The 18895-nt window shown below is 59.4% G+C and carries 19 protein-coding genes; 13 read left to right on the top strand and 6 right to left on the bottom strand.

Translation table 11 applies throughout. The annotated features are described in order from the left end of the window. Positions 1–24 precede the first annotated feature (24 nt). The 12 genes from ACN0SO_RS14480 (at position 25) to ACN0SO_RS14425 (ending at position 11241) form a co-directional block, all read left to right on the top strand. Positions 25–852, top strand: a complete 828-nt coding sequence (locus tag ACN0SO_RS14480; RefSeq protein WP_417678889.1) for a sugar phosphate isomerase/epimerase family protein — start codon at positions 25–27, stop codon at positions 850–852. Between the two features lie 166 nt (positions 853–1018). After that, positions 1019–2008: a TRAP transporter substrate-binding protein DctP gene (gene dctP / locus ACN0SO_RS14475; protein WP_417678887.1), complete on the top strand. Its 990-nt coding sequence runs from the start codon at positions 1019–1021 to the stop codon at positions 2006–2008. A gap of 92 nt (positions 2009–2100) precedes the next feature. Then, positions 2101–2589 (top strand): TRAP transporter small permease, encoded by a 489-nt coding sequence (locus tag ACN0SO_RS14470; protein ID WP_417678885.1) that lies wholly within the window; start codon positions 2101–2103, stop codon positions 2587–2589. Beyond that, a complete protein-coding gene (locus ACN0SO_RS14465; RefSeq protein WP_417678883.1) occupies positions 2586–3887 on the top strand; it encodes a TRAP transporter large permease in 1302 nt (433 codons plus the stop codon). Before ACN0SO_RS14470 ends, ACN0SO_RS14465 begins: the two co-directional genes overlap by 4 nt. A gap of 24 nt (positions 3888–3911) precedes the next feature. Next, complete coding sequence (locus tag ACN0SO_RS14460) at positions 3912–4367, top strand: type II 3-dehydroquinate dehydratase (protein WP_417678881.1); 456 nt, start codon at positions 3912–3914, stop codon at positions 4365–4367. Next, positions 4364–5017: a hypothetical protein gene (locus tag ACN0SO_RS14455; RefSeq protein WP_417678879.1), complete on the top strand. Its 654-nt coding sequence runs from the start codon at positions 4364–4366 to the stop codon at positions 5015–5017. The genes ACN0SO_RS14460 and ACN0SO_RS14455 overlap by 4 nt, the downstream gene beginning before the upstream one ends. Further along, positions 5014–6783, top strand: coding sequence for an FAD-dependent oxidoreductase (locus tag ACN0SO_RS14450; RefSeq protein ID WP_417678877.1), 1770 nt, complete (start codon positions 5014–5016; stop codon positions 6781–6783). Before ACN0SO_RS14455 ends, ACN0SO_RS14450 begins: the two co-directional genes overlap by 4 nt. Then, entirely contained in the window at positions 6783–7481 is a 699-nt protein-coding gene (locus ACN0SO_RS14445) for a hypothetical protein (RefSeq protein WP_417678875.1), read from the top strand. Before ACN0SO_RS14450 ends, ACN0SO_RS14445 begins: the two co-directional genes overlap by 1 nt. 38 nt (positions 7482–7519) lie before the next feature. Next, positions 7520–8554, top strand: coding sequence for a zinc-dependent alcohol dehydrogenase (locus ACN0SO_RS14440; RefSeq protein ID WP_417678873.1), 1035 nt, complete (start codon positions 7520–7522; stop codon positions 8552–8554). A 264-nt stretch (positions 8555–8818) separates the two neighbouring features. After that, on the top strand, positions 8819–9706 hold the full coding sequence (locus tag ACN0SO_RS14435) for an SMP-30/gluconolactonase/LRE family protein (protein WP_417678871.1): 888 nt from the start codon (positions 8819–8821) through the stop codon (positions 9704–9706). A 45-nt stretch (positions 9707–9751) separates the two neighbouring features. Continuing rightward, positions 9752–10735, top strand: a complete 984-nt coding sequence (locus ACN0SO_RS14430; RefSeq protein ID WP_417678869.1) for a sialic acid TRAP transporter substrate-binding protein SiaP — start codon at positions 9752–9754, stop codon at positions 10733–10735. Positions 10736–10809: 74 nt separating this feature from the next. Continuing rightward, complete coding sequence (locus tag ACN0SO_RS14425) at positions 10810–11241, top strand: helix-turn-helix transcriptional regulator (RefSeq protein WP_417678867.1); 432 nt, start codon at positions 10810–10812, stop codon at positions 11239–11241. A gap of 522 nt (positions 11242–11763) precedes the next feature. Here ACN0SO_RS14425 and ACN0SO_RS14420 read toward each other — a convergent pair. The 5 genes from ACN0SO_RS14420 to ACN0SO_RS14400 all read right to left on the bottom strand — a co-directional run bounded on the left by ACN0SO_RS14420 (position 11764) and on the right by ACN0SO_RS14400 (position 16755). After that, complete coding sequence (locus ACN0SO_RS14420; RefSeq protein WP_417678865.1) at positions 11764–13116, bottom strand: TRAP transporter large permease; 1353 nt, start codon at positions 13114–13116, stop codon at positions 11764–11766. Continuing rightward, on the bottom strand, positions 13113–13670 hold the full coding sequence (locus ACN0SO_RS14415; protein ID WP_417678863.1) for a TRAP transporter small permease: 558 nt from the start codon (positions 13668–13670) through the stop codon (positions 13113–13115). The genes ACN0SO_RS14420 and ACN0SO_RS14415 overlap by 4 nt, the downstream gene beginning before the upstream one ends. A 37-nt stretch (positions 13671–13707) precedes the next feature. Next, positions 13708–14730, bottom strand: a complete 1023-nt coding sequence (locus tag ACN0SO_RS14410) for a TRAP transporter substrate-binding protein (protein WP_417678861.1) — start codon at positions 14728–14730, stop codon at positions 13708–13710. Positions 14731–14939: 209 nt separating this feature from the next. After that, the gene (locus ACN0SO_RS14405; RefSeq protein ID WP_417678859.1) at positions 14940–15836 is read right to left on the bottom strand and encodes an SDR family oxidoreductase; all 897 of its coding nucleotides are present in this window, start codon (positions 15834–15836) and stop codon (positions 14940–14942) included. Between the two features lie 178 nt (positions 15837–16014). Further along, positions 16015–16755, bottom strand: a complete 741-nt coding sequence (locus ACN0SO_RS14400) for an SDR family oxidoreductase (RefSeq protein WP_417678857.1) — start codon at positions 16753–16755, stop codon at positions 16015–16017. Positions 16756–16882: 127 nt separating this feature from the next. Here ACN0SO_RS14400 and ACN0SO_RS14395 point away from each other — a divergent pair, with 127 nt between their 5' ends. Further along, complete coding sequence (locus ACN0SO_RS14395; protein WP_417678855.1) at positions 16883–17797, top strand: LysR family transcriptional regulator; 915 nt, start codon at positions 16883–16885, stop codon at positions 17795–17797. Between the two features lie 59 nt (positions 17798–17856). On the opposite strand, the gene ACN0SO_RS14390 is transcribed toward ACN0SO_RS14395, so the two are convergent. Continuing rightward, a complete protein-coding gene (locus ACN0SO_RS14390; RefSeq protein ID WP_417678853.1) occupies positions 17857–18816 on the bottom strand; it encodes a VOC family protein in 960 nt (319 codons plus the stop codon). Positions 18817–18895 lie beyond the last annotated feature (79 nt).

Here is an 18895-nt window from a genome sequence, read left to right as displayed (position 1 = left end):
GCAAAAATTTCGTAAGGAAAATCAATGTCTCACATCCCTTCCCTTTCCTTCCTCACCCTGCACGACGTGGCGCCGACCGCTGCGATCCAGGCGGCGGCAGAAGCCGGATTTCAAAAGCTGGGCCTGCGCCTGTTGCCGGCCAACCCGCAAGCGGAAGCGCCATACCCCCTTCTGACGGACGATACCCTTCTGAGGGAGACATTGTCCGTGCTTTCGGACACCGGGCTCCAGGTCGCCGATATCGAGATGGTTCGCCTGAACGCGACCACGACGCGCGACGACTACGCGGCCTTGCTCGTCCGGGCAGCCGCTCTTAGCGCCGGCAACATCCTGGTCGTCGGGGACGACACCGATGAGGTCCGCCTGACCGAAAAATATGCCGAATTCGCCGAAGTTGCGGCCGGTTACAAAATCAACGCCGCCCTGGAATTCATGCCCTTCACCGGCGTTCCCGATCTGGCGACGGCGCAGCGCATCGTCGATGCGGTCAACACGCCGAATGCGACAATCATAATCGATGCCCTGCACGTGCACCGGTCCGGGACGACCTGCGACGAGATCGCCGCCCTGCCCGTGCACCAGATTGCTTACGGCCAGCTGTGCGACGGCCCCGTGCCGTTCGACCCGTCCAGGGAGGAGCTCACGCGCATCGCCCGGACCTCCCGCAATTTCCCGGGCGAAGGGGGAATCGATCTCATGGAACTGGTGAAAGCCCTGCCGGAGGATCTTCTGATCAGCGTCGAGGTGCCCGACGTGGAATTTGCCCGGACCGCCTCTCCCGTCGAGCGGGCAAAGCGCGCCTTCGAGACCGCGACGTCCACCCTCGCAAAAGCAGGACATGCATGGGCCTGACAAAACCGGGCCTGATTCCGGGCAGAATGGTCGAAATCGATATATGGAATCCAAAACAAAAAAAGAAAAGATTTTAAATCTTGAATTTGATTCCATTTTTTGCAAGTGTCGCGATCAAGCTTCGTGGTGAAGCTGGCCCTCATGGCAATTTCTGACTGGGAGGAAAATGATGAGGAAAATCACTCGCCGTACGGCACTTGCGCTTGGCATTGCCGCCTGCACCCTGGCCGGAGCGACCGGCTCGTTCGCACAGGACAAGATGCGCATCCGTTTCTCGACGGTTTTCAACGAGCAGGATATCCGCGCCAATATCGTCAAGCAGTTCAGCAACGCGATCGCCGACGACTTCGATTTCGAAGCCTATTACAACGGTACCATGTTCAAACAGGGCACCGAGATTATCGCGATTCAGCGCGGCAATCTGGAAATGAGCGATCTGCCGCCCCAGGACATCGCCAACTTAGTTCCCGAATGGTCGCTTCTGACCGCGGCCTATCTTTTCCGCGATGCCGACCACCTGACCCGCTTCTTTGAAAGCGACGCCGGCCAGGAAATGAAAGGCATGGCCGAAGATAAGCTGAACATCAAGATCCTCGGCCCGATCTACAACGGCACCCGTCAGGTCGGCCTGCGCATCGACAAGGAAATCAAGACCCCTGCAGACATGAACGGCGTCAAGCTGCGCATGCCCGGCGGTGAATCCTGGCAGTTTCTCGGCCAGGCCCTCGGCGCAAATCCGACACCGATGGCCTATGCGGAAGTCTACACCGGACTTCAGATCGGCGCGATCGACGGCCAGGACAATCCGCTGAGTAACGTCCAGGCTATGAAGTTCTATGAAGTCATGTCCCAAATCGTGGAAACCAGCCATATCCTGGGCTACACGCTTCTTACCGTGTCCAAGGACGCCTGGGACAAGATGAGCCCGGAACAGCAGCAGAAGTTCCAGGCAGCAGCCGATGCCGCGATTGCCGCCAACAATGAGCTGCAGCTTCAGAAGGAAGTCGAGCTCGTCGGCTTCATGAAAGAGCACGGCCTGAAGGTCTACAAGCCCGACGTCGACGCATTCCGCGCCTACGCGCAGGACATGTACAAAAAGTCCGACATCGCGAAGAACTGGCCGGAAGGCATGCTTGAGCGGATCAACGCTCTCTAAGCCCACCACGCGGGGAAGGTCGCCGACCGGTAGGTTCTGCGGTTTTCCCCGCTCCCGGCTTTGCGTCTCAGTTCTTGATACGGATCTCTCTCATGCTTGCATGGCTTCATCGGCGTGCCGAAAACGTCGCGGCCTTTCTGCTCGCCCTGGTCTTCGCGGCGTTCATTCTCCAGGTCGTCTTCCGCTATTTGCTCAATCTGCCGAGTGGCTGGGCATCCGAACTCACCGTGACCGCATGGCTCTGGCTTGTGCTTTGGGGCGCTGCCTTCGTTCTGCGCGAAGAAGAGGAAATTCGCTTTGACATCCTGACCACGAGTGTCGGCAAGCGAACCCGCGCCGTGATGGCCCTGGTGACCGCCGTGGTCCTGCTCGTGGTCTATGCCGCGTCCTTTCCCGCGGTCTACGACTTCGTCTCCTTCATGAAGATCCAGAAGACGACCTATCTGAAGATCCGGTACGACCACCTGTTTTCCATCTACCTGCTGTTTGTGTTGGCCATTCTGGCCAAATACGCGGTGATCGGTGCGCGTTCCTTCGGCCGGGCCATTTTGCGCTCCCCGAAAAAGGGAGAAGCAAAGTGAGCCTCGCCGATCCGTTTACCGTCGCCATTCTCTCCATCCTCGGCCTGTCGATCCTGGGCCTCCCGATCGGTCACGCGATGATCGTGTCGTCGACGATCTATCTTTTCCTGGCCGGGCTCGATATGGGCACAGCCGCCGAGCAGGTTCTGAACGGCCTGCACACCAGCTATGTGCTGCTGGCAGTGCCCCTGTTCATCCTGGCTGCAGAGCTTATGAACAACGGCTCGATGACGCTTCGCCTGCTGGAATTCTGCAATGCGATCGTCGGGCGGTTCCGCGGCGGGCTGGCCCTCGTCAACGTCCTGCAGAGCATCGTCTTTGCCGGCATGTCCGGATCGGCCATCGCCGACGCCGTCGGCACCGGCCGGATGATGCAGAAGATGATGACCGAGGGGAACCGCTATCCGGCAAGTTTCGCGGCAGGTCTGACGGCCGCTTCCGCCGTGATCGGGCCTATCATTCCGCCGTCCATTCCAATCGTGATCTACTCGCTCGTCTCCGACGCCTCTATCGGTTTCCTGTTTTTGGCGGGCGTTCTGCCGGGGCTGGCCATGGGGCTCGTCCAGATGGCGCTCATCGTCTATATCGCCCGCAAGCGCGACTTTCCGGTCGAAGCTCCGGTGCCGATCAGGGAACTCCCCAGGATCACGGTACGCGCCTTTCCGGCCCTCATGATGCCGGTCGTCCTGCTCGGCGGTATCTATGGCGGCATCACGACGCCGACCGAGGCCGCCGCGGTTGCCGCCCTCTATGCGCTGTTCATCTCGGTCTTCCTGTACCGTTCGGTGACATGGAAGGGGACCTACACCTCCGTCCTGTCCAGCGCGCGCATCTCGATCTCTGTCGGCATGCTGATCGCCGGTGCCCTCGCCTTCAACTATGTGGTCACGGTCGAAAACATCCCGAACGCCCTGAAGGCTTATATCGGCGGTTTCGATCTCTCCACGACAGGCTTTCTGCTGCTTGTGAACGCGATCCTGCTGGTCCTGGGCTGCCTTCTGGAAGGCACAACGATCCTGCTGATCGTGATCCCGGTACTGATCCCCACCGCCAACGAACTCGGAGTGGACATGGTCCACTTCGGTATCGTGTGCGTCATCAACATCATGATCGGGCTGATCACCCCGCCATACGGGCTGTTGCTGTTCGTCATGTCCTCCATATCCGGCGCGAACCTGAACAGCATCGTCAGAGAGATCCTGCCGTTCCTGTTCGCGATGCTGGCCCTCCTGCTGCTGATCACCCTGACGCCCGACTTCGTGCTCTGGCTGCCTCGGCTGTTTGGATACAAGGGCTAACCTTTTTTATCGGGAGACACTAAAATGAAACGCCATATTCTCATCCTGAACGGACCCAACCTGAACCGCCTGGGCAGGCGCGAGCCGGAAATCTACGGCACGACCACGCTGGCCGACGTGGAAGCCATGTGTGTTGCCGCGGCCCACGGCAACGAGATCACCTTCCGCCAGTCGAACCGGGAATACGAGATCATCGACTGGGTGCATGAGGGCATCGACACGGCCGATGCAATCATCATCAACCCGGCCGCCTTCACCTTCTATTCGATCGCCATCGTCGACGCCTTGAAGATGTTCAAGGGACCGATCGTCGAGCTGCACATTTCCAACGTGCATTCCCGCGAGGCGATGTATCACAATTCCCTGGTATCGCCTTATGCGACCGCCGTCATGGCCGGCTTCGGCGCAAGAGGATACCTGCTCGCCATCGAAGCGGTGCTGGACATGCTCGATCCCGGAGCAGAAACGGCCGAAAAATGATCTACGAACGCAGGGCCTATCTGCTGCGGCCGGGAGAAGAAGGCGCTTTCTGGGACGCCCAGAAGAAGTGGAATTCCGGCCCGCTCTTCCTGCCGCTGCTGCGGGCCAATCTCTTCTACATGGTCTGCCCGGGCGAGGACGGGACGGAAATCCTGCATTTCTATCGCTATGATGACCTGGACCACTGGCGTGCGACCTACGACCGGTATTTCGCCAAGCAGGACAGTAACTTTTTCGCGACCGTACGCGGCCTCATGCTGTCCCAGCAGACGGATTTCTTCATCGAAAGTCCGTTCTATCCGGGCAACGGGGTGAGCACACCGCAAGCGCTCGCAGACGACCCAACGGTGGTAGAGACGATCGTGGATGCCCTGCCCGGCCAACTGGCGCCGTACTGGGAGAAAGCGGGCGAACGACCGTTGATTGCGGTTCAGTCCCTGACCGGCACCCTGCATCGAGCCCTCGAATATCGTGCCTTTCCGACCGAAGAGGCCGCCAGGGTGTATGCCGAAACCAAGACGGAGACGCCCTGCCCGGACGGCATCCGTCAACGCCAGGTCCGCATCGGCCGAGCCCCCATACTTCCCGGACGTTTTTCTTACTTTGAAGGCGGCGCAAATACGGCATCGAGCGAGAGGATTGCCCCATGACAGACGCATCGACGACGATCTCCCGATTGCCGGAGAATGCAGAATTCGATGTCGCGGTTCTGGGCGCCGGCGCGGCCGGGATGGCTGCGGCCGTCTTCGCAGCCCTAAAGGGGGCATCGGTCATTCTTATCGAAAGGACGGAGTATGTCGGCGGAACGACGGCCTATTCGGCCGGATCCGCCTGGATTCCCAACACGCGCCATGCCGCTCCCGATGACAGCCCGGAAAGGGCGAAGAGATACCTCGACAAGGCGGTCGGCAACCGGTCGTCCGCGTCCATGCGCGACGTGTTCCTGAAAAACGGTCCGCTGGCGGTCGAGGAGCTTGAAACCCGTACGGACCTGAAATTCAGCGCCCGGTCGCTCCATCCGGACTATTTGTACGAGCTCGATGGATCAACCTCCCACGGCCGGGCGCTGGAACCGCAGCCCTTCGACGCCAGTCCGCTCGGCAGGGATCTGAAACTCGTCCGCCCGCCGATCCCGGAATTCACGATCCTGGGTGGCCTGATGGTCGATCGTGACGACATCTCCCACCTGCTGAACCTGACGAAGTCTCTGAAGTCATTCTGCTATGCGTTCCGGCTGCTCGGCTCATATCTCTTTCAGAAAGTCCGCTTTGGACGGGGGACCCGACTTGTCATGGGCAATGCCATGATCGGGCGGCTGTTGAAGTCCGCACTCGATCTCGGCGTCACCATCGCCACGCAGACCGAGACGGAAGCCTTTTCCGGCGACGAAAACAGGATCGATGGCCTTGTGGTCCGCCAGGGAGACGTGGAACGCAAGCTGACGATCCGGGGCGGCGTCATTCTCGCAAGCGGCGGCTTCGGACGGCATCCGGAACGGCGCGCAACGCTCCTGCCCGAACCGGTTCTGGATTACAGCCCCGCCGCCCCCGGCCATACCGGAGCCCTTCACGATCTCGCCTTCGCCAAGGGTGCTGGCTACGGCACCGGCGCGGAACAAAATGTATTCTGGGCGCCCTGCTCGGTTCGGAAGCGGCCCGATGGCACAACGGCGGTTTTTCCGCATTTTGTCATGGACCGGTCGAAGCCTGGTACCATCTGCGTCGACAAGAACGGCAGGCGGTTCACCAACGAAAGCCGGTCCTACCACGAGTTCGGCGTTGCCATGTATGCCGCCGACGAGAACGGGTCGAGCATTCCGGCCTATCTCATCGCCGATGCCAAGGCGCTCACCAAATACGGCCTGGGCATGGTGCGACCGGGTGGACGGTTTCTCGGGCCTTTCCTGGAAGATGGATATCTCGTTCGGGCAAACACCCCCGAAGACCTGGCCGAAAAACTCGGTATTGACGCTTCCGCACTCAAGCAGAGTATCGAACGGTTCAACGGTTTTGCCGAGACCGGTGTCGATGAGGACTTCCATCGAGGCGAGACTGCCTACGAATGCGTCAATGGCGATGCGACCCACAAGCCCAACCCGACGCTCGGCAAGCTTGAAACCGCACCATATTACGCAGTCAGACTCTGGCCCTGCGACATCGGCTCCGCCACCGGCCTGCAGACCGATGAGAATTGCCGGGTTCTGACGGAGTCCGAACAGCCGATTGAGGGACTTTATGCCTGCGGCAACGACATGCAATCCGTCATGGGCGGTGTCTATCCGGGCCCCGGCATCACCATAGGACCGGCCATCACATTCGCCTATGTCGCGGCAAACCATGCCTGCGAGCGGGCACAAGACGGAAAAAGCCGCGCGTCAGGCGATGGCGGCTCAAGGCAGAATATTGGAGAAAACTGATGGCTCTGACCGGTAACGCATTTCTCGCCATGTGGCACGATATCGACCCTGCGGCGCAAAACAACTACATGGAGTGGCATACGCGCGAGCACATGCCGGAGCGGCTCTCCATTCCCGGCTTCCTGATCGGCAAGCGGCTTATCAATCATTCCTTCGACCGCTATTGCTACGGCACCATCTACACCGGCGAAAACGTCGAAATCTTCCGCTCCCCAGCCTACCTGGAACGCCTGAACAATCCGACGCACTGGAGCCTGGGAGTGCAGCCGGCGTTCCGTAATTTCCTTCGGGTCGCCTGCGAACGCATCGCTTCGGCCGGCCTCGGCAACGGCGGCGCGCTCGCCACGGTCCGGTTGAGCTATGTGGACGGCGGCAACGAGGCAACGCTTCGCGCCGGAGCCCAGGCGCTGGCCGAGGCACTTCTGAAAATCACCGGTGTCTGCAGCGCCCACGTCGGCGTGGCCCGGACTGAGGTCTCCGACGTCAAGACGAAGGAAACCGAACTCCGCCCGGAAATGAACGAAAGTGCCTTCGATGCGGTCGTGATCGCCGAAGGCAGCGGACTGCCGGAACTGGAAGCCGTCGTTTCGCAGATCGAGGCGGCCATCACTGCAAGCGATTGCGGCGTCGGAGCGCCGAAAACGCTGGTCTACAACCTCGCCTATCAACTCACCGCAGAAGACATGCGCCAGGGCTAACTCTCCCCGGCCCCGAAACCGCGCAAAGGAAAAACAAGATGAAGGCAATCGCGAAACTCCGCCCGGAACCGGGCGCCATGGCGGTCATCGAGAAAGAAAAGCCGGTTCCCGCAGCCGACGAAGTGCTCATCAAGATCGGAGCCGGCGGTATTTGCGGAACCGATGTCGCCATCTGGAAATGGTACGAGGCGGTCGTCGGCCAATATGCGCCGACCTTCCCCGTCGTGGTTGGCCACGAATTTTCCGGCACGGTGGTCACAGCGCCGGAAAAAAGTTCGCTGAAACCCGGCGACGTAGTCGCAGTCAATCCCCAGAAAGGCTGCGGCAAATGCCGTTATTGCGACCTGGGACGCCCGACGCTCTGCGACCAGCGCCGGATGATGGGCGGTCACGTCGACGGCGGCTGGACCGAATTCGTCGCTGTGCCGGTCAAACAAGTCCATGCGCTTCCCGAAAACATCGACCCGGCCGTCGCCCCATTGCTTGAGCCCTTGAACGTGGGCGTTCATGCGGTGTACGAGCGTGTTCCCGTCCGGGGTGGTGATGTCGTCGTGGTGATCGGTGCCGGACCCATCGGATTGCTGACCGGCCTGCTCGCCCGCCACGCAGGCGCCAGCGAAGTGATCATTACCGGCGTCAGTGCCGATGCGACCCGGCTCCGTCTCGCGGCGGACCTCGGCATGCTTCCGGTCAATGTGGAAACGACCGATCCGGTCGACTACCTGAAAAAGATCACGCCTGAGAACGCCGATATCGTTTACGAGACGAGCGGCAATGCGGCGGTCGTCCCGCAGATGCTGGACCTGATCGGCAAGGCAGGCCGTGCGGGCCTGATCGGCCTGTGCCACAGCCCGGCCAATGCCATCACCACCCCTGTCGTGCTCAAGGAAATGGAGCTGATCGGCTCCCGTGGCTACAACGACACCACCTGGCGGCTGGCGATGCGGCTGTTGCCCGGCGTGTCGAAAGACCTGATGCGGCTGGTGACCCACGAATTCGGCTTCGACGAATTCGAAACCGCCCTGTCGCTGGTGGAAAATCGTGAGGGCGTGAAAATCATTCTCCGGCCGTAGGAAGTCGAGCAGTCAACTACGCCTCCGGCCGGATAAATTCTACTGGATTTTATACCAAGCAATAGCGAGGAGAAATCCGCGCGATAGACTTGGCGTCAATATAAACTAACTAGTTCGTTCATTTTGATGGACCGGGAACGAAGTTCGGGTTATGGACGAAAGGATCTGCCTGCAAACCGTGAAGCGACCGCAGGCCGGTCCGATGGGAGGAACAGCGAGACCTTAGGCCTAAGTCGCTGATTTATAATTACGAATGATGACGGGATGGAAGTGATCGAACGACCGGACATTGAATGTGTAGCCAGGGTTTCGAACCAGTTGGGCGAAACGCCGCTCTGGTGCGAGCGGGAGCAAAAGCTGTGGTGGCTCGATATCGAACAGCCCACGCTTTTCGCGCTGACGCCCTCATCCGGCGAGCTGGAAAAATACGAACGCAATTGCATGTTCCTCGGCAGCCAGGCCCTGACCAGATCCGGACGGCACCTGCTTGCAGAGGACCTCACCCTGTCCCTGACAGGCACGCCCGACGGCGATGGCATCCCCCTGGCCGAAGTCGAGCCCGGTCTCGACAACCGACTCAATGACGGCCGGGTCGACGCGCAAGGGCGACTGTGGATCGGGACGATGGACAATCAGCTTCACCGCCCGAACGGAAATCTCTACAGGGTCGATCCGGACGGCACTGTCACTACGATCATGGACGGTGTCATCGTCTCCAACGGCATCGCCTTTTCTCCGGACGGCAAGCTCGTCTACTTCACCGACACCCGCAGGCACTTGTCTTTTGTCCTGATGATCGATCCGGCCGACGGCGTCGTCACGGACACGAAGATCTTTGCCGACTACTCGGGCACGGGCGAGCGCCCCGACGGTGCCTGTGTCGATGTTGACGGCTGCCTGTGGGCCGCCTTTTTCGCGGGCGGAAAAATCGTCCGATACGCACCGGATGGCCGGATCGATCTGGAAATCCCGCTGCCCGCCACCAATCCGACCTGCCTGTGCTTCGGCGGACCGGATTTCAAGACGCTTTATGTCACCACGGCCTTCAAGTTCCTGGATGATGCCCAGCGCGCAGCCGAGCCTCTGGCCGGCGCGCTGCTGGCGATCCATGGGGTGGGCCAGGGTGTGCCAGAGAATCGCTTCGACGTCTGACGTCGCGATACCACCGATTTCGGGAGGAAACAGGAGGAGTACCCGATGAATTGGAATAAAGTGAAAACCTTGGCCCTGGCCGGCGCCTTTGCCGTCAGCCTCGGCTCTGCCGCCATGGCGCAAGACAAGATCGAGCTGATCTTTCCGGATGTGAACCCGCCCAACGTGCCGCGTTCCGTCGCTTTGACCGATATCTTCGCCAAGGAAATCGGCGACGATTTCGACTTCAAGCCCTACTTCAGCGGCACCCTGGTCAAGCAGGGAACCGAGCTGGTCGCCATCCAGCGCGGCAACGCACAGATGGCCCTGCTGCCGCCGTCCGACTTCGCCAAGCAGGTTCCGGAATTCGACATTCTGGGCGCCGCCTACGTGATCCGCGATGCAGAGCATCTGCAGAAAGTCTTCGACAGCGAAGTCGGCGACACCTTCCGCAAACTCGCCCGTGAGAAGCTGGGCGTCGAGATCATTGGCGTCTCCTACTACGGCACCCGCCAGGTCAACCTCCGCGGCGACAAGGAGATCAAGACCCCGGCCGACATGGACGGCGTGAAGCTGCGCATGCCGGGCGGCGAAAGCTGGCAGTTCCTGGGCGCTTCGCTTGGTGCCAACCCGGTTCCGGTCGCCTATTCCGAGGTCTATGTCGCGCTTCAGACGGGCGTGATCGACGGCCAGGACAACCCATTGCCGAACGACAAGGCGATGAAGTTCTACGAGGTGACCAACCAGATCGTGCTCACCAGCCACAACGTCGGCTTCGGCATCCTGGTCATGAGCTCGGAGGTCTTCGACAAGCTCACCCCTGAGCAGCAAAATACGGTCAAGGCCGCAGCCCGCAAGGGCTTCGAATGGAGCAACCAGCAATATATCCAGCAGGAAGCCGACCTGGTCGACTTCTTCAAGGGTGAAGGCCTGAAGGTCTACACCCCCGACGTGAAGGCGTTTCAGGACTATGCTCAGGAGAAGTACAAGTCGTCTCCGCTGTCTGAATCCTGGCCGAAAGGCATGCTGGAAAAGATCAACGCTTTGTAATAAAACCACATCCAGCGGCGAATACAATTTGAGGGGCCATTTGGCCCCTCTTTCGCGTCATCGGCGTCTTTCAAGTGCGGGACGCAAAAACAGACATCCGTCTCAAATCCGCCGTTCAGTCCTGTGCCCGGATCGATCCGCATAAGCCTTGCGGCAAACCCATTGGCGTCCAGCGGGAGCACGGACAGGCCGAGCTTGTGATCGACGTCCTGCCGTACCGCTCAAATACCGGCAATCCGCATGGAACGCCGGCAGCCGCCATGCTTGTGATCCGGGCCCCGGAACGGGGCAAGGTCGCGGATATGGAGGATCTGAGGGTCCGTTTCGACTTAACGCCAGCGGAAGCCGCGCTCGCCGTGGAGATGCTCAAGGGTGATGGCCGCGCGGCAGCGGCTGCGCGATGTGGCATTTCCATCAATACCGCCAGAACCCATCTGATGCGGATCTTCGAAAAAACCGGCGTCAAGCGTCAGGTAGAGCTGATCCGTGTGTTGATGGACAGTTAAAAACAGGTTGTCGGCGCTGCCGTCACAAACGCAAAAAACCCGGCGCGCGGCCGGGTTGTTTTGTGTTTGCTTGCCAGGGCCTGATCACACCGAGACTTTAAATCCAGAGTCTTTAAGGCCAGCGGAATCGTAATCCGCATTTCGGGGAGCGAATCCCTCCTCCGCTACCACCAATCCAACGCACCCGTTTGACGCCGTTCGGATACGCTTTTCCCCTCTTGGGTAGCATTGTTTTTAGCGGCACACGGTCTGCCTGAACCGCGCGATCTTTTAGTATTTACACGACTGAATACCATTGGAATTAACGACCGGTTTCCGCCCAAAATGACAAGGTGGCAATTCATTGTTTAAGACTGGAGTTAGTTGCCTCCTTGAATTTGCGCACCGGTTTCCGCCAGGTCTCTCCGGAAACGGCAGAAAATCGCCAAAGACCGCTTAATCCCAACTAATCCCGGAAAAGCCCTCTGTGCCAAGTGTTCTTGCGCGTTACACGTGTGGCTTTTCCAAGGCGCCTTCTTCCGCCTAGAACATGGTTTGTGGAAGGAAGAGCGCTATCTGCGGAAAGACCACCAGCAACGCCAGCATGACGATCATGGCGAACCAGAAAGGCCAGATTCCCGCGAATATTCGCGTCATCGGCACGTCAGGTGCAATGGATTTCACGACAAAGACGTTGATGCCGATCGGCGGTGAGATCATGCCCATTTCCAGCACGATCACGACAATGATACCGAACCAGACCAGATCCCATCCGAGGGTTGACGCGACAGGCAGGACCACCGGCAGGGTCAAAACCATCATCGCGATCCCCTCAAGAAATGTTCCAAGGAAGACATAAACCGCGATGACCACCAGCAGGATGCCCAGGTCTCCGACCGGAAGCGCCGTGAGGAAGCCCACCAGCCGAACCGGGATTTCGGTTAGCGACATAAATGGAATGAAAACGAAGGCGCCGATCAGGATCAGGAAGACCGTCGAGGTCGCGCTCATCGTCTGGAGGCCGACCAGACGCAATTGCCGCAAGCTGAGCGAGCCGCGGACAACCGCGATGATAAATGTCAGGACTGCCCCCACGGCCGAAGCCTCGACCGGTGTGAAGAAACCCGTATACATGCCGGCAATCGTCAGAAAGATGATGCTGGTAATCGGTAGCGCTTTCATCAACGCCCGGAACTTCTCCGTCGCGCTGGAACGCTCGCCCGCCGGCCCGAGATCCGGTCGCCACCAGACCTGAAGCGAGATGACCAGGATGAACAGCAGCGTCAGCAAAATGCCAGGGATGATCCCCGCCATGAAAAGCTGACCGATACTCTGCTCGGTCAGGATCGCATAGATGATCATTCCACCGGAAGGCGGGATCAGGAAGCCAAGGGTCCCCCCTGCAGCCACTGCACCGGTGGCGAGTGAATCATCGTAGCGAAACCGGCGCATTTCCGGAAGCGCTACTCGGCCCATCGTCACAGCGGCGGCCAGAGAGGATCCTGAAAGGGCTGCAAACCCAGCGCAGCCGGCAATTGTGGCAGAGGCCAGCCCGCCGCGCAGGTGCCCGAGAAACGCATAGGCCGCCCCGAACAGGCTGTTCGACATGCCTGACACACCGGCAAGGTTGCCCATCAGGATGAAGAGCGGGATGACAAGCAGATTGTAATTTGAAGCAGCTTCGAAGGTTTCTCCAGAGAGGTTCGACAAGGCTGTCTTCCATCCCTGCGCCCAGGCCCGATCGATCGGCAGACCCAGTTCGATCATTTTTTGTTCGGTCGCAAAGAGCGTTCCGAAGAAACCGACGATGATCATGCTGAGTGCCACGGGAAAGCGCAGCGCCAGCATAGCAAAAAGACAGACAAGCCCGATAAACCCGATGATTTCAACGCTCATTCGCCCCCTCCCAGTGACATCGGGGCGGACCGTCCCTTGCGGATGATCTTCTGCGCATCGAAAAACTGAATAGCGGCGAAGACCGCGAAGCAGACCGACAGCAGGTAGTAGAAAGGCTCATAGGAAATTGCGAGCTGTTGCGTGACCTCACCAAAGCGCGCCGCTTGTGTCCCCGCCGTTCCCAACTGCCAGGCCATCAGCACGAGGAACGCGCCCCCGGTCAGACGGGCAAACGCCTGCATCCATCGAGAGACGGCGCGCGGCAGCAATTCGCTGACCACTTCGATCTCGATATGCGCGCCGGTCCGGGCACCGAACGGAATCGAAAGGGCGACGAAACCGACCAGGCAAAGGATGAGTACATCCTCGACCCCTGTGATCGGCGCGTTCAGGAGCTTGCGCATGATCAGGACGTTGAAGACGCAAAGCAGCGTCATCAACGCCAGAATGGTACAGCCTGTTGCGAGTGCAATATTGGCAAACCACTTATCGAACCTGCCCGGACCGGCCGCCTGACTGGCGGCCGATTGAGGTTTGTTTTCCGAGACGTTCATATCGAGATCCTTTTCTCAACCGGCCGGAGACCGGCGATCAAGGGTTGAGTGCCTTGTAGATCTCTCCGGCATCGTCGATGCCGTTGTCCTGATACTGCGCAAAGATCGCCTTGAGACCGGCCTTGGAGCGCTCGTTTATGCGGGCGAGCTCTCCGTCAGAGACCCGAACCATCTTGCTCTCGGACATCTTGTCGGGATTGGCCGCCATCTCGGCCCTGGCCCTGGTGTCCGCCTCGTCGAAGGATTCCGCCGCCCGCATGGAAAAGGGGCGCCCCGCGAGGGAATCGATCAAAGCCTTGTGTTCGGGGGAGAGCCCCTCGTAGCGCTCCTTGTTCATAACCACGAACAAAACGGCGAAATGAACCGGCACGTTCTCCACGAAATAGGGGGACACATCCCAGAAATTCCAAGGCGGCGTGATGTTGCTGTAAGCGGTATAGGCGGCGTCGATCGTGCCGGTGGACAATCCGGTGTAGACATCGGTGATGGGCATCTGCACCGGCACTGCGTCGAGTGCTTCGAGGATCGGCTGCGTCATCGAGGCATAGGGAACCAGCTTAGCGCCCTTCCATGCATCGAGCGTCGACATGTCTCGGGTCGATGAGATCACGTTGCCGGCGACGGTAAACAGGCCAATCAGCTGCACATCTTCATATTCGTCGGCCAGATATTCGTCATAGGCGTCCCAAACCCGCGCGGTCGACTCAACCGCCGTCTTTGAGCTCCCCGGCAGAATCGCCAGCATCGTCTTCGGAAATACGGTTGGGGTATATGCGCTGACGCCCAATGTCATATCGGCAACCCCCTCCAGAGCACGCTTGTATTGCTGCACCGGCCCGGAACCAAGCTGACCTCCGGGGAAGACCTGGACCGTCAACGATCCGCCCGACTGTTTTTCGAGTTCCTCCGCGAACCAGGACAGCACCCGCGTGTGCAAGTGGTGCGGTCCCGGCAGGAAACTCCCGACCGTCAACTGCTCCGCGTTTGCGCCCGATGCTCCCGCGACACCTGCCAGCAGGGTTGCGGCCATCGCCACATTCCTCATTACATTTCCGAACATCTGTTTCCTCCTCCTGTTCAGTTTTCCAGTCTGCGATCTGATGGCCCGCGAGACGGACCATGAACGCCAGCCCGCGGGCGCGCTGCGCGGTTGGCCGCCATGCCGCCGGTTATCGAGACACGCGCATGAGTACCGGGCGCGAAAGAGAGCAAATCCGAACATGCCCCCTCCCGGAGCATGTCCCTCGTTTCAGGCGCCCGGCGCTCCGCTCATTCGTGCTTCGCCGCCGGTATCAGCAGATCGTCGAGCGCAATCCGCCCGAAAAACGCGGTCCTGACCTTTCCGGCGACCTCGGCAACTTCTTCGGCGCCGTCGCCAAGCAGATCGACGACGGTTCGAAACGGCCGCGTCCCATGGTCGAGATTGAGAATGCGCAACACTTCGTCGGCGACGACCTGCGGGTGTGCCTCGGCCGGCATCAACGCCGACAGTCGGTCGCCGATCGATCCCGTGACATCGTCATATCGGGCATATGCGGCTGTGCGCTCGTGATCCGCCGGATGCGAGGCCTTGGGGAAATGCTCCGTGCCTGCTGTGAACGCACCGGGCGAAACCATCACCGTTTCAATGCCGAAGCGCGACACCTCAAGAGCAAGCGAACCGGCCAGTGAATCCATCGCCGACTTGGCCGCCGCATAGGGCCCCAGGAAAGGCGGGAATCCGCCATGCACCGTGGTGGAACTGATCCATAACAAGGTGCCGTGTTCCCGCGCCCGCATATACGGCAGGACCGTCCGGTTCACGCGATGCGCGCCGATCACATTCACAGCATAGTTCCCGGCGATCTCTTCCGGACTGAACGCTTCGGTTGGTCCCATCACCAGGTGACCAGCATTGTGTATGAGAATGTCGATGCGACCTTCTTGCCCGATGATCATCTCGATTGCCGTGGCGACAGAAGTGTCCGACAGGATGTCCAGTTCGACAATTTCCAGCCGCAGGCCCTCTGCCGCGGCCAGCGCCGTCAATGTGTCGCCATGGTGTTTGTTTCGCCCGTTCACATCGCGCATTGACGCGTAGACCGTATAGCCACCACGAGCGAGGGCCTCTGCCGTCAGACGGCCAATTCCCGTAGCCGCGCCTGTAATCAGTACGACTTCTGACATCAAGTTCTCCTTGCCGGTGAGCGGCTTGTTTCGTCAGCCTCTGCATTTCTCAAATATAATATTTTTACATATTTAATCTATTATCAAGATAAAAATATATTTTATTGACAGAACCTTGCAAAAATCCTTCGGCCGACCCGTTAGGATCGGCCAAGGCGTTTCCAACGAGCTCTGTCGATCAGGCCATTCCGCCGTTGGCTCTCAGAATTTGGCCGTTGACCCAGCCGCCTTCGGGTCCTGCCAGGAAGGACACGGCATTGGCGATATCTTCAGGCGAGCCGAGACGTTCGAGCGGATTCATCTTCGACAATGCGGCGATCTGCTCCTCGGTCTTGCCGTTCAGGAACAGATCGGTTCCGGTCGGTCCGGGAGCAACTGCATTGACACACACATCCCGCCCCCGCATTTCCTTTGCCAGGATGCGGGTCATCGCTTCGACACCGGCCTTCGTTGCGCCGTAAACACCGTATGTCGGCAACGAAACAGCAATGACGGTCGTGGACATGTTGATGATCCGGCCACCGTTGCGTACACGCTGCGCCGCTTCACGCATCACGTTGAAGCTGCCTTTGAGATTGATCGCGATGGTGCTGTCGAACAGCGCATCATCACTATCGGCTATCGGTGCCAGTTTCATGATGCCGGCGTTGTTTACAATGACGTCGACACCACCGAATGCCGCTTCTGCGGATTCAAACAGGCGCGCGACTTCCTCCGGTTTGCTGACATCCGCCTGAGTCGTGACCGCCCGTCCGCCGGCGGCTTCTATTCTTTGCGCGAGGTCCGATGCAGCTTCCGCATTGCCAGCATAGTTGATCACGACGGCAAATCCGTCACCGGCCAGGCGTTCCGCGACGGCCGCGCCGATCCCCCGGGATGCCCCCGTGACGATTGCGACCTTTTCCCGTGTCTCTGACATTTTTGAAACCCCTTTATCTGTCGTCCTCCGCCGTCCGGCGAGGTTGGTGGCGCGACCATAGCCATTGCCATAATCCGGATAATCATATATTTTTCGACATCACTATTCGATTTTCAGGAATAATAATTTGGACCGCTTCGATGCCATGCGCGTGTTCACGCGCGTTGCGGACAGACGCAGCTTCACGCGTGCCGCGCTCGATCTCGGCCTGCCGCGTTCAACGGTCACCGATGCCATTAAAGAGTTGGAGCGGCGGCTCGGCGTTAAACTTCTTGAACGGACAACCCGTGTGGTGCGGCCCACCCTGGACGGGGAGGCTTACTATCAGCGCTGCCTCTCCATTCTGTCGGATATGGAAGATGCGGAGAGCGTGTTCGTCGGTGCCAAGCCACGCGGAATTTTGCGCGTCACGGCGCACAGCAGCCTTGCCCGGAATTTTCTTTTTCCCGGTCTGCCGAAGTTCTTCGATCTCTACCCCGATATCGACCTCTACCTGGGTGAAGGCGACCGTCTGGCCGACCTGATCCGTGAAGGCTATGATTGCGCGATCAGGGCAGGCATTCCCCAGGACAGCGATCTCATCGCGCGGCAGATCGCCCTCCTTGACGAGGTCACGCTGGCTTCGCCCGCCTATCTGGAAAAGCACGGTGTCCCCAGTCATCCCGACGAACTCGCTCAGGGACACAGGATGGTCGCTTTCCAATCGTCCGCAACCGGAACACTGCTGCCGCTGGAATTCAAGGTCGACGGAAAAATCCGCGAGCTGACCCTGCCGGCGCGAATGACGGTTGAAGGAGCGGATTGCTACATTGCGGCAGCCATTCAGGGCTTGGGCCTGATCCAAATTCCTCATTACCGCGCAGACGAGTTTATAAAGACCGGAACGCTCGTGCAGGTCCTTGAGGAATTTCCGCCGGAGCCGACGCCGGTTTCACTTCTTTATCCGCGAAACCGGCAATTGTCGCCGCGTGTCCGCGTCTTCCTTGAATGGGCATCCGGCCAATTCTCATCACGTTCCGGCGGGGCTGAAGGCCGCGGCTAACTGCGTGCCTTCCGCGCCGCTCGCATGCGTCTGACCCACACACGCTATATGCCGACGCTTTATCCGTCCGCCTCGTAATTATGGACGAAATCGCCTGGAATATCCGGCCCCCACAAATAGATTGAATCTTCCGCCGGATAGTCGCCCGCCTCCCAGTCCTGCGTGAGCGGGATATAATCGATGTCGGCGGAATATTCCGAGTAGCTGCCCCACGGGTCTTTGACATAGTGGAAGTAGTTCGATCCCAGCACGTGGCGACCCAGTCCCCATCCCTCTGAGAACCCATTGTCCGCCATCTGCATGGCGCCGAGGCCGATTTCATTGATACCGCCCACGTCCCAGCTACAGTGATGCAGACCCGGAGCCGGCGATTTGGCAAAGGCGACGAGATGATGGTCTGATCCGTGAATTCCGTGCATGAAACAAATGCCGTCGCCCGACTGATCGGAAAGCCGCAAGCCAAGGACACGGCTGTAAAAGCGGATGCTTTCAAGAACATCTGGCGTAAACACCAGGATATGAGCGAGGCGTCGGGGCCTGATCTGCGGGGCTTTTGAACGCTGCATCGATCCCATCTGTCCAGGCGCGACGGATGTGGTCAGAAAGTCCACTTTTCCCGACGGAGAACTTTTTCCGGCGGCCTTGATTTCGATCAGAACGCCATTTGGGTCGTGAAACCACATCCCATTGGAATCAAATCCCCGAGGTGCATCCAGGAGTTTCACGCCATCGGCTTCGACCCGCTCTTTCATGGCGTCGAAATCTTCCTCGAACAGGCCGAACGAGATGAAGTTCAGCTTCTTCCGGCGTCCTTCCGACAAGGTCGCCCAGCGATGCCCCGAACCGAAGGTATAAAGCCCCAGTCCATCGCCTTCTTCACGGACGTCGAGCCCGAAGGCCCGGTAGAACTTCTCAGCTTCGGTCAGGTTGGGCACAACCATGTTGAAGGCGTCCATTGAGTGAATTCCCAGTTCCCCGGGACGCTTGGTAATACCGATCTTGCCTGTAATCGCTGTCATTTCCGGATCCTCCCGTTATCCGTCAACTGAATTGGGCGGTGCAGCCGGCGCTGGCGCACCCCGAGGTTTGAAAGCTCGA

Origin of the sequence: Roseibium sp. (genome assembly GCF_048260565.1) — a bacterium.
Taxonomy (GTDB): domain Bacteria; phylum Pseudomonadota; class Alphaproteobacteria; order Rhizobiales; family Stappiaceae; genus Roseibium.
This window is presented reverse-complemented; position numbering and strand designations above follow the sequence as displayed.